Here is a 12,520-nt window from a genome sequence, read left to right as displayed (position 1 = left end):
GATCCCCCCTTAATCCCCCCTTGATAAGGGGGGCGCTGATCCCCCCTTAATCCCCCCTTGATAAGGGGGGCGCTGATCCCCCCTTAATCCCCCCTTGATAAGGGGGGCGCTGATCCCCCCTTAATCCCCCCTTGATAAGGGGGGTATCTTGGGTTTGGTGGGTAAAATGTATTATAGGATACATTCCTGCTGGCAATCAACTGGAACGAACCACAAAGACACAAAGGACACAAAGATTGATCGCTTCTAGATAATCTAAACTTATCACACAAAGAATAAGAGAGCCATAAGGGGGGTATCTGACAATTTTTAACGCCTACCTACTTATTTAGGGCTTGCTGAATAATGGTAAAACCCTTTTAAAATAAGGCTTTTGACCTGTTAAAATCCGATGTTAGTGCAAGAATATAGGATTAGGATCCTCAAAAACCTTGCATTATCCTTCTTTTAGTACATAAACTGGTACAAAAAAAAGAGGGCAACAAAGCCTGAAACGACCGGCTACTGACTCATTGCACAAAATAAGCATCTTGTCAAGGGGTCTGCAAAAATTATTTACCAACTGGCGAAAGAAAGGCCTGGCGGTGCTAAAGCGATGATTGCGGCGGTAGTCGTCAAAAATCGGAATATGGAGTCAACTATTAGCTATTTTGCCTCCTATTCACCGATAATAGCAAGTCTGACAATTTATCTGATCCTCACCCGGCCACGGCTGAACCCTCGTAGAAGTTGGACAAGGGGCAAAGTTTAATAGGGAATCACTGAATAGGCCGCCAGCTTGTTAGAGTATTGGGAGTAATTTTGAGCGAGCGATGATACTACAGCCTTTCCTTTCTTCCGCTTGGAGTCCTAATCTTACCCTGTTAGCCTCGGCAGCTACGGCCGAAACTGCCGATAGTGCCTTAGTTTTAGCCTGCGTGCTGCTGAGTTTGACCGTTATTTATTTCGCCTGTAAACTGGGGGGAGAAATATGCGTCCGATTCAACTTGCCTCCCGTGTTAGGAGAATTAGTCGGTGGCGTAATTATCGGAGTTTCTGCCCTAAAATTACTGGTTTTTCCAGAAGGAGGAGCGGGATTCGAGGATTCTCTCCTCATTCATTTCCTAGAATCCACCTCATCCCTCACCCCGGAGCAATCTCCCGCCGTTTTTAGTGCTGCCAGTGAGGTGATTTCCGTCCTCTCGGAATTGGGGGTAATTATCCTGCTGTTCGAGATCGGTTTAGAGTCGGACTTGCAGGAATTAATTCGCGTCGGTCCCCAGGCAGCTGCTGTGGCAGTGGTGGGGGTTGCGGTTCCCTTTTTGGTGGGTACTTTGGGTTTAATCTACATTTTCCATCTGGCCACCATTCCCGCTATTTTTGCCGGGGCAGCCCTAACCGCTACCAGTATCGGCATTACCGCCAAGGTTTTAGCAGAAATAGGGCAGTTATCGGCGAAAGAAGGTCAAATTATCATCGGGGCAGCGGTTCTCGATGATATTCTCGGTATTATCGTCCTCGCTGTCGTTGCTTCTTTGGTGAAGACCGGAGAAGTGCAGATTAGCAAGGTAATTTATCTAGTTATTAGTTCTAGCGCTTTTGTGGTGGGGGCGATCCTGATCGGTCGTTTTTTAAGCCCCTTTTACGTTCAATTAGTTAATAGAATGAAAACTAGGGGACAATTGCTCTTAGTTTCCCTAATTTTCGCCTTTATTCTTGCCTATATTGCCCAAGTTATCCAACTAGAAGCGATTCTCGGTTCCTTTGCTGCCGGCCTAGTCCTAGGGGAAACGGAAAAGCGGTCGGAATTGGCAGAACAAGTGTTCCCGATCGCCGATTTATTTGTACCGATATTTTTCGTCTGTGTGGGGGCAAAAACCGATTTAAGTGTGCTTAATCCCACTATTCCCAGCAATCGAGAAGGATTAGTCTTAGCGGCTTTCCTAATTGTCGTCGCGATTTTGGGTAAAGTGGTGACGGGGTTAGCCGTTTTCAGCAAGGAAAAACTCAATCGCTTGGCGATCGGAGTTGGCATGATTCCCCGGGGTGAAGTGGGTTTAGTCTTTGCTGGAGTCGGGGCTGCTAGTGGTGCCTTATCCCCCGCTACCGACGCGGCGATTATTATGATGGTGATCTTGACTACCTTTATCGCTCCGCCCCTGTTAAGGTTAGTATTTAAAGAACCCACCGCCAGCCCTCAATCAGTGATCAGTGAGCAGTGAGCAGTTACCAGTGGTAGTGTTAAGTGAGCAGTATTAAGTGGCACTAACAGTGCCGTCTTTTCATTGATAACGAGGTCCGAATCCAAATCCTAATTTGTTAAGCTAAAAGCTTTGATGTACTTAGTTTCTAACCTTATTTTTAGGTAGGAGAATTGCCAGATTCTTTTTTGGAGCCTCTTGCCTCTTACCTTCAGAAGCTGATAACTGATGACTGATGACTGATAACTGATCAGAAACATAGCAGACCATGCCAACGTCCCATAAGCTTGTTTTTATTGATAGTTATTCTCAGAGCATTAACGGAGCTATGGATGGCAAAAAATCAACAAAATAGTCCATTTTTACCGAAAAAAGGTAATTGATAACTGAGCAACGGGAGCATCGATCGTGAGATTTCATTGGTTATTCCTAAGCGCATTAACTTGGTTGCTGGTGGCGGCCCCTGCTTGGGCTGGCAAGCTCGTCTTTTGGCGATTCGACACCAATGAGAATCGTCTGGTGTTCACTACCGACAATCGAGTGCAACCGCGAGCGCAAATGATCACTAACCCCACCAGGATCGTGATCGATCTGCCCGGGATCAAGTTAGGGCAACCCAATATTAACCGGCCCATTGGCAATATCGTCAGAAGTGTCCGTATCGGTCAATTTGATGCGGAAACTACCCGTTTAGTGATTGAATTAGCCCCCGGCTACACTGTCGATCCTCAACAGGTAAAAATTCGCGGAATTTCGCCCACCCAATGGACAGTGGAATTGCCAGATCCCCAACCGATTAGGGAGGAAACGCAACCACCCGTTACCCCTGACCCCACACCTCCCCCCGATCGCGGTTCCACCCGTCCCACTCCCCCACCTCCAGTTAGCCAGACGGACAACAACGATGATTTTCAAGTCACTCGCAATGGTCTTTTTGTCCGTTTAGAGCAGAATGGTGATGAGCGATCGATTCGCAGTCAACGCAGCCGGGACGGCAAAAAAATCGAATTTGAATTACCCGGGGCCACTTTACCCAGCAGTCTCACCGGTCAAACTATCCCCGTCAATCGCTATGGGGTCGGTGATATTCAATTCAGTCAGACTGCCAATCAACGGGCCAAGATTTCCCTAAGTGTTAATAGAGATAGTCCCGATTGGCAAGCTCTCTATAGTCGTTTTGGTGGCTTGGTTTTACTGCCTAGGGGCGGTCTGGGTGCCGTGGATAATATCTCCTCACCTCCCCCCACTAGAGCGACCAATCCCAATCCTCGTCCCAATAATCCCCCCCCGAAAACTGCCAATAATCCCCCTTCTAGCAATCGTTTGGCGACGATCTCCTCGATCGATCTGGCGGGTAATAACGATCGCCTGTTAATTCGTGGGGATTCACCCCTGAAAGCTAACGGCAGTGTTAACCGGGATGGGGTCTATGAACTACGCATCGAAAATGCTAAGTTAGCCGAGTCTTTTCGCGGTCCGCGCTTTGGTCGCTCTAGTCCCATCTATCAATTACGGGTACGTCAGGAAAGTGTCAATAAGGTGCTGATTTTGGTACAGACCGCGGCAGGATTTCAATTCGGTCGCCTCAATCAGTCGGAAGGTCAAACCCTAGTCCTAGAATTGCTTTCCTCCCGCAATTCTGGCCCCGTTTCTCAGGTTCCTGACTCCACCACTATACCTGTCCCTTTACCCCCAGATACGGGGCAATTTAACCCACCTCCGCGCCCCTCTAACCCCACTCCTAATAATCCTCGACAACGCAATGGCCGCTTTTTAGTGGTGATCGATCCGGGCCACGGTGGTAAGGATCCGGGGGCGATCGGAATTGGTGGCCTTCAGGAAAAAAACGTAATTCTGCCCATTTCCCTAGAAGTTACCCGCATTCTGCAACAACAGGGCATCGATGTGCGTCTAACTAGGGATAGCGACTTTTTTGTCACCCTGCAAGGTCGCACGGATCTGGCTAACCAGATCGATGCCGATCTATTTGTCAGTATCCACGCTAACTCTATGGGGAAAGCACGACCGGATGTCAACGGCATAGAGGTGTACTACTTCGGCGATCGCCGTTTGTCGGACACCATCCATCGCAATATTGTCCGCAGTGTCGATATGCGCGATCGAGGGGTGCGTCGGGCCCGTTTCTATGTGCTGAGAACCTCGAAAATGCCCTCTACCCTCGTGGAAGTGGGTTTCGTTACTGGCGCTGAGGATGCTGCTAAATTAGCCAATGCCAACTTTCAACGACAAATGGCGGCGGCGATCGCAGGAGGGATTATTGAATATATTCAACGAAATCTCCGTTAATGATTAAATCATTGGAGCATTAGTTTACCAATCAAAAAATCCGTGTTTTAATATCATCAAATAAAGCTACTTTAGATCAGCGTTTTCCTCGATATCTATGAGAGAATCACAATTTAGTCCGATTGGTGTGTTTGATAGTGGTGTGGGTGGACTGACAGTTTTAAGGGAGTTGTATAAACAGCTGCCCCAAGAATCGATTCTCTATTTTGCTGATACCGCTAGACTTCCCTACGGAACCCGTTCTAAAGGGGAAATTATCGAATTTGTCCGGGAAATTCTCACTTGGATGGGCGAGCACCGGGTGAAAATGGTGATTATGGCCTGTAATACCAGTTCCGCCTTGGCTTTAGAAGAAGTACGGGCCGAATTTAAAGATTTACCAATTTTGGGGGTAATTTTACCCGGTGCCAAAACTGCCGTTAAACAAGGAAAGCGCATAGGGGTGATTTCTACCCCGGCTACGGCTAAAAGTAATGCCTATAAACAAGCAATTCAAGAAATCGATCCTACTGCCCAAGTTTGGCAAATTCCTTGTCCTGAGTTTGTCCCTTTGATCGAGGCTAACCGCATTTTTGACCCCTATACCACACAAGTGGCTAGGGAATATCTTCAGCCTTTACTGGCGGAAAATATTGATACTCTGGTCTATGGTTGTACCCATTATCGTCATCTTTCCCCAGTTTTACGTCGTCTTTTACCTAGTTCCGTGCGCTTGGTAGATCCCGCAGCTGCCGTTGTCCGAGCGGCGGAAAAAGAACTAGAATTATTAGGTCTCAAAAATCCCGAAACATCCCTACCTACTAACTTCGCAGTTAGCGGTGATCCTGACACTTTTGCTCGTTTATCTCGTCAATGGCTAGGTTTTTCTCCTACGGTAGAAAAGGTTTATTTACCCGTCCCCGTTTTATAACCGTTAGCCTTTTCAGTGAGCAGTTATCAGTGAGCAGTTATCAGCTGCCTTTTGCCTGTCCTGATATGTATCCTATACTCAACGGATTTAGTATCAAAGGGTTGGGTGAGGTGCAATCGTCTTATTCTGGGACGGTGAGGAAGATTAACGTGAAGGGGCAGAAGGAGAATATGATGGAGGTGACGATAGTACCAGAAACAACTGACCAGTAACTAAGCATTGCGTTTAGCTGTAGCAGGTTCACAAGACATAAATATGAATTTTTGTAATAGCCAAGGCAGATTTGAAATTTCCCGATAAAGGATAGCGCTTTTCACATTACTGAGGTATCGACAAGTTTTGCCAACAAAGGGTTTAAGCTCCTTGCCCATACCTCATTCTGATGAAAACTGCTATAGTCGAGAAGATAAGTACCTAAGCAAAATTAATTACACATTTCGATCAAGCTTTTGCCTCTTGCCTATTGCCTCTTGCCTGTCTTCACTAGGAAATTTATTTTGCATGACTACTTACTACAACCTACATTCCGCACTTCAATTTGTAGCATAAAAGAATTTGCGTCGAAACATCACTAGACTTAAGCTGAGGACAAATTCCCACTCTACAAGCTAAAAAAAGCCTGATTTTAGCCGATAACTGACGGCTACAAGCTTAAATTATTGTAAATCCTGATATTTGAATAACCCCATAAATTTTGATTTGCGTCCGTGTTCCTTAATTAAACTTTCCCGATAAGTTTGCCATTCTTCCCGTCTTCCCGACATATAAAAGGCATTACGAGCTTTTTTCAGCCATTTAATCGCTTCTTCGTAGCGATCTGCCTTTTTTTCGTCCAGTATCTTTTCCGCAGGAGGACGAGCGTGATCGATCACCCAGTCAGGATCGACGGTAGCAGCCGCATCCATTATCCGCCAAATTAGGTGAGACTGCACATAGGAATTATCAGAAACGACTTTAATTGCATCTCTAACTAAATTTTCGTGGAGAAATATATCGATTTTAGCCTCTGTGGAACGTCCACCGCTAAACTCGCGCAAGTAATCTAACAAGTCTAGTTTTAAATCGGGCCAATCTTCCCCCGCTAAAGACTCAATTTTTTGGTAATGGGAAAAGGAAGGTTGGTCTTGAAATGCCTTAATTCTAGCAGCTAAAGCTGTATCTATATCCCCTAAAGATTGCGCTAGTTCACTTGTCCAGAGAGCTAATTGATAATAATAATTCCCTGGGAAATTTAGACCACCCCTGGCAATTATGAGAGCGGATTCTGGTGCGGATTCATCGCGTAAAGCTTTGGCAAAAAAGAAGGCTTCATCGTTTTTAGTTATCATATTTTTTGCCGCTGCCATCGCTTCCTCAATGCGATCAAGATAGACTAACTTAGTTAGGTATTCTACCACTTGTCCTGAAGCTAAAGCTAGATTCAAATACTCCTGATCTTTTTCCTGTTGCTCGAAAATTTCTAAGCGAATAGAAGTTAATGCTTGGGCATAATAGGGAATATTCCCTGACCACATTTCTGAAAAATTAGCCGATTCTCCTCGTAAAATCTTCTCTAAAACTGGATCGTCCCATCCCTGTTGTAAGGCTGCTAAACTCATCTCAAAATCGGCACTCCATTCATGCTGCCATTGCTCGATTTTTTCCCTTAAATCTTGCTTTTCTTGGGGATTAAATTCTTTGCTTAAAATTGCTGCCGTTAGAACTCGATCGATTCTAGCACTTAAATCATCATTAACAGCACCGTAATCTTCTAAATTATCCCATTCCTCGATACAGGCGCTAATAATTGCTTCTAAAATAGCGATCGCGTTATCGGGTTCTCCCTTTTGATAATAATCTTTGGCCTCATCCGCTAGGGCATAAATTTCATCAGAAATTGGATCTTCTTCGTAGTAATCTTCTTCGATCGCTCGTAGGGATTGCCGCAGTTCATTACGGACAGTATTACGATAAGCTTTGACATTAACAGTTATCTTCCCTACCGCTTTATTAAGTGGGGTAGCTGGCACTAAAAACTTATCAATTGTCTCGATAACTTCTGGGTGTTTAGCCACTAAATGATTAAGCAATTTTCTTAATTTACTTTCATCGATCGGTGTCAATAACTCCTCTAGAGAGGCTTTTTTAATAATTAATTCTGGTTGACGAGAACAGGTTAATAAAACCGCCACAATATGCTTACACCAACCCTCATAATCGTAGGGACAGGAACAGGAGACATTCTCAAGGTTTTCTTGGTTAAAATCCATAGCAACTCGATAGGGTTTAACCTCACTACCACTCACTAAAGCTTGTAGATTTTGCCCCCGTTGCCAAAGAGAAATAACTGCACCGCTATCGTAATAATATTGACCGCGCTGATAGGAAGCATTGGTGCTATTTTGCTGGATAATCTTTTCATTGATAGGAGGAATAGTCATAGTCAGAAAAGGAGAGGATTGGGTGATAGAATCTTGTCTGTGGCCAGAAAACTGCCAGTAGGGAGCCAGACCACTGCATCAGCAACCGAGTTAACTTATCTACAGTTTAGCCTAAATGTGCTATAGTGAAGACACTATGGAAATTAAAAATATTCCTCTGTCCCAAATTCGTCGTCCTTTACCGCGACAAACCGATCCCGAAAAAGTTAATCAGTTGATGCAATCGATCGCTGAGGAGGGATTACGAGAACCGATCGATGTTTTGGAGGTGGATGGTAACTACTACGGGTTTTCTGGTTGCCATCGCTTTGCAGCTCATCAGCGTCTCGGTAAAGAAACAATTCTCTGTCGAGTTCGTCGCGCTCCTAAATCCGTTTTAGCTAAACACATCGCTTAAGCTGAGAAGTCCCATGAATGAGTCCTTATATAAATATCATCGGCAAAAATTAGAGCAGTTAATGGCAGAAATTGGCTGTAAAAATCTGGAAGAATTGAGTCAGTTATCGGGTCTATCTTCTTGGCAATTGCAGAGAGTTTGCCATGGTTTAATCGCTAAATTATCCTCTGAATCTTTGGTGAAATTAGCTAAGGGGCTGCAGCTGCCAGTTAGCGATCTTCTTGCTCATTTTCAAATCCCGACGATGGGGCCAGAGGATCATTCAGGGGAATTAAAAATTCTCGAACAAGAGTATCAAAATTTACAGCAAAAATTAGACCAGCAAAAAGAAGAATTAGCCGCAGAATTTCAACGTCAAAGCATCGAAGCGATCGAATCTTGGTTAGTTCAATGGCCCACGGCCGAGGCCGTTGCCCGCAAAAATCCCGACCTAGCAGCCGTCAAAATCCTCTCCCTAGTTAAACCGATTATGCAGTTACTGGAGCGCTGGGGAGTGCAACCAATTGACAGTGTCGGTGATCATGTTAGTTATGATCCGCAAATCCATCAATTGATCGATGGTCAAGCGGAAATAGGTACACCTGTTCTAGTGCGTTATCGGGGCTATCGTCATGGGGAAAAACTACTTTATCGTGCTAGAGTGAGTTTAATTAAAGTAGAAATGCCAGAAATTCAACCAGTAGAAACAGAAAATGTCACCGCTTAAAGTGATAATTCTTGCAGAGCTTTAGTGCTGTGAAAAATTCCCCCGTGGTCTGCTTTTATCGAAAAAATCTAGTCTAAAACCTCGCCTTAAGACGAAAAGTTTTTGGAGCGGGGCATAAATCCCCATTACAAAACTAATGGCGGCTTGATAACCGCCCCCTGAACGGTTAAAATGAGATTATGAGTGATTCGGAGAAAAAAATATGTCATACTACGATGACTGTTTTGAACACATTACTGATCCTGTCCAACGAAATTCTGTTCGCCAGCAATGGTTACAGATCGTTGACGGAGGTTTATCTGTTGCCGATGTTAGGATACTACTATTAGCGACGCTTAAGCGAAACCCAACTACACTAATGTCGTTAAGAATGTTGGGTTTCTAACTGGGATTGGTGCGTTAGCGTTAGCGTAACGCACCCTACTGGATTGTTTCAGCTAATTTGGTGTATTAGAAAAATGCTATAAATTCTATGTTGACACCCTTACTGACAAAGAAAAAACTGAAATCAAGTCAGGATAAGGGTTGGAGTGCTTACTGCAAAAATTGTTAAGAAAGCTCCCTATAAGGGATAGCTTAATAAGGGGGGTGCTGATAGGCGGGGTGCTATGATAATTTTTAACGCCTACCTACTTAATTATTGATCTCTCTTGCTTGGAGGAAATTAAAGATGGCTGATTTTCTTGATTTCGTTGTTCGTGACAGTTTGCTCAATCCTCTTAATATCACGCTTTTATCTACAGATTTAGAACAAATTGACCAAGGAACAAGACATGGCATTGATGCTCAGATTGATGACACAGATCCTCTTGGGCGTAAAGGTGCGATTTTAGCTGAGTCGGCATCGAAGGAAACTTCTCCCTTAGGAGTCCTGAACTCTAACCCCTCCCCATCTACACTCTCCTCGGAGGCCCCCACAGTTCCAGTCTCCCCTGCTGCTACGAGTCAAGTGGTCTTTCCCGCTTCCCTCAGTATGAACTCTTCTGGTTATCCCACCAGTCAAGCGTCGAGTCCTGCCTCTGTACCCACCGCTGCCGCCGTCACCTCAGAGCTAAGACCGGCAGCAACTAGCACCCTTGCCCCCCATGCTCCCAATCAACTGATTCTCAAGTTTAAGCAGGGGATCGCCAGTGCCGAAGTTGCTCAGTTTAAGTCCCTCTTTGGTGCTGTTAGCACCCAGACGATTAAACTGACGGGGGCAGAGATTTGGAAGTTATCCGGGTCGCTCTCTGTGGAGAAGATTCTAAAACAATATCGCTCCCATCCGATTTTTGAATACATTGAACCCGACTATATTCGGACGCTGGGTACAATTAGTACCCAGGCCACGTTCCCCAATGACCCCAGTTTTAATCAACTTTGGGGATTGCATAACACCGGACAAAGTGGCGGTACTCCCGATGCCGATATTGATGCCCCGGAAGCCTGGGATATTCAAAAAGGCAATCCTAATTTAGTGATTGGGGTTCTTGATACGGGGGTTGACTACAATCATCAAGACCTAGTTGGCAATATCTGGACAAACCCAGGGGAAATTGCCGGAGATGGCATTGACAACGATGGCAATGGCTACGTTGATGACATTCGCGGTTGGGACTTTGCCTACAACGACAATAACCCCAGTGATGTTCAGGGTCACGGAACCCATGTTTCGGGAACTATTGCGGGAAAAGGTAACAATGGGGTCGGCGTGACAGGAGTGGCTTGGAATGCCAAAATCATGCCCCTGAAGTTTTTGAATGATCAAGGATCAGGCTCTACCTCCGATGCCATCTTGGCAATTAACTATGCGACGACCAAAGGAGTTAAGCTCACCAATAATTCCTGGGGAGGCGGCGGTTTTAGTCAAGGACTCTACAATGCGATTAACGCGGCGGGTCAGGCAGGGGCTTTATTTATTGCGGCGGCTGGTAATAATGGTAACAATAATGATGCGAATCCTTTCTATCCCGCCAGCTACAACCTTGCCAACATTATTTCAGTTGCCGCTACCAATCGTAATGATCAACTGGTGACATTTGCTAACACTGGTGGTTGGTGGGGTTCAAACTATGGCTTAACCAGCGTAGATTTAGGTGCACCTGGTTCAGACATTTACAGTCTAGCTCCTGGTGGTGGATACGCGACCCTTTCAGGGACATCCATGGCAAGTCCCCATGTGGCAGGGGCGGCGGCTTTATTGTGGTCACAAAATCCTACTTGGACAGCCCAACAGGTGAAAAACGCCTTAATGAACACGGGCGACCCCCTGGCATCCCTTGCCGGTAAAACGGTTTCTGGTAAGCGGCTCAATGTGTTTAAGGCTTTGGGAGGTACTAATCCTAATCCCCCAAACTTGCTTACTATGCAAAGATGGACGACTCGTCAAGGTGGGTTTTGGGATGCTCAACAGTGGCTGGCGGGTGATTTTAATGGAGATGGCAAAGATGATGTAGCTAAATCCTTTGGTGAGGGTGGTCTAGCTAGTGTTGACGTTCATGTTTCTAACGGCAGCAGTTTCACCATGCAGCGATGGACGACTCGTCAAGGTGGGTTTTGGGATGCTCAACAGTGGCTGGCGGGTGATTTTAATGGAGATGGCAAAGATGATGTAGCTAAATCCTTTAATGAGGGTGGTCTAGCTAGTGTTGACGTTCATGTTTCTAACGGCAGCAGTTTCACCATACAGCGATGGACGACTCGTCAAGGTGGGTTTTGGGATGCTCAACAGTGGGTAGTGGGTGATTTTAATGGAGATGGCAAAGATGATGTAGCTAAATCCTTTAGTGAGGATGGTCTAGCTAGTGTTGACGTTCATGTTTCTAACGGCAGCAGTTTCGCCATACAGCGATGGGCAACTCGTCAAGGTGGGTTTTGGGATGCTCAACAGTGGGTAGTGGGTGATTTTAATGGAGATGGCAAGGATGATTTGGCTAAAGCTTTTACCGATGGTGGTCTAGCCAGTATTGATGTCCACATTTCCAATGGGAGTGGTTTCACCATGCAGCGATGGGCGACTCGTCAAGGTGGGTTTTGGGATGCTCAACAGTGGCTGGCGGGTAATTTTAATGGAGATGGCAAAGGTGATTTGGCTAAATCCTTTAATGAGGGTGGTCTAGCTAGTGTTGACGTTCACACTTTAATTTAAATTTAGCGCTATCGCCTTGACGTAAACTCTGAAAATATGAAATGCGATCGCCTTTATGTGAACTGAAATTCCCAAAGGCGATCGCCTTACATGAAACAAAATTTTAAAATGCGATCGCCTAAAAAACCCTAATTGGGGGGAGCGTTGACATTATCTTAGTCTTAGGAGGTTTCTTTTACTGCTGCTTGGGAGGAGTGGATTTCTTGCAGGTTGCGAAAATAATTAACGAGGGGATTCATGAGACCTCTTGTGAAAACTAAAAATTGTTGTTAGGGTTAGGCTTCGGCCGTCAGGATAATTAGGAATGAATAATAATTAACTAAGTAGTCTATTGGCTCTTCTAGGTTCTGTGTGATAAGTTTAATTGACATAGGATCGATCGATCTTTGTGTCCTTTGTGTCTTTGTGGTTCGTTCCACCCCCTCGCTAGGAGAAATGTATCTTAGAATACATTTTACCCACCAAAGCTGGGA

7 protein-coding genes and 1 pseudogene are annotated in these 12,520 nt (G+C 45.3%); 6 read left to right on the top strand and 2 right to left on the bottom strand.

All coding sequences use genetic code 11. From position 1 onward, the window contains the following. Positions 1–812 precede the first annotated feature (812 nt). From O9323_RS10895 to murI, 3 genes are all read left to right on the top strand, one after another. A complete protein-coding gene (locus tag O9323_RS10895; RefSeq protein WP_288125097.1) occupies positions 813–2,201 on the top strand; it encodes a cation:proton antiporter in 1,389 nt (462 codons plus the stop codon). Between the two features lie 387 nt (positions 2,202–2,588). Further along, on the top strand, positions 2,589–4,487 hold the full coding sequence (locus tag O9323_RS10890; protein WP_193976987.1) for an N-acetylmuramoyl-L-alanine amidase: 1,899 nt from the start codon (positions 2,589–2,591) through the stop codon (positions 4,485–4,487). A gap of 97 nt (positions 4,488–4,584) precedes the next feature. After that, positions 4,585–5,397, top strand: a complete 813-nt coding sequence (gene murI, locus O9323_RS10885) for a glutamate racemase (protein ID WP_002752872.1) — start codon at positions 4,585–4,587, stop codon at positions 5,395–5,397. A 656-nt stretch (positions 5,398–6,053) separates the two neighbouring features. Here the strand turns inward: murI and O9323_RS10880 are convergent. Then, positions 6,054–7,817, bottom strand: coding sequence for an SWIM zinc finger family protein (locus O9323_RS10880; protein WP_288125096.1), 1,764 nt, complete (start codon positions 7,815–7,817; stop codon positions 6,054–6,056). 115 nt (positions 7,818–7,932) lie between these two features. Here O9323_RS10880 and O9323_RS10875 point away from each other — a divergent pair, with 115 nt between their 5' ends. The 3 genes from O9323_RS10875 (at position 7,933) to O9323_RS10865 (ending at position 12,047) form a co-directional block, all read left to right on the top strand. Continuing rightward, positions 7,933–8,214 carry a ParB N-terminal domain-containing protein gene (locus O9323_RS10875; protein WP_002765183.1) on the top strand — a complete coding sequence of 94 codons (282 nt, stop codon included), beginning with the start codon at positions 7,933–7,935 and terminating at the stop codon, positions 8,212–8,214. Positions 8,215–8,227: 13 nt separating this feature from the next. Continuing rightward, on the top strand, positions 8,228–8,920 hold the full coding sequence (locus O9323_RS10870) for a helix-turn-helix domain-containing protein (RefSeq protein WP_002778485.1): 693 nt from the start codon (positions 8,228–8,230) through the stop codon (positions 8,918–8,920). Between the two features lie 670 nt (positions 8,921–9,590). Beyond that, entirely contained in the window at positions 9,591–12,047 is a 2,457-nt protein-coding gene (locus tag O9323_RS10865; protein ID WP_288125095.1) for a S8 family serine peptidase, read from the top strand. Positions 12,048–12,322: 275 nt separating this feature from the next. Here the strand turns inward: O9323_RS10865 and O9323_RS10860 are convergent. After that, a pseudogene (locus O9323_RS10860) lies at positions 12,323–12,520 on the bottom strand (hypothetical protein); the annotation flags it as partial.

This window comes from Microcystis sp. LE19-131.1A, from assembly GCF_027532015.1.
GTDB classification, from domain to species: Bacteria; Cyanobacteriota; Cyanobacteriia; order Cyanobacteriales; family Microcystaceae; genus Microcystis; species Microcystis ichthyoblabe_A.
This window is presented reverse-complemented; position numbering and strand designations above follow the sequence as displayed.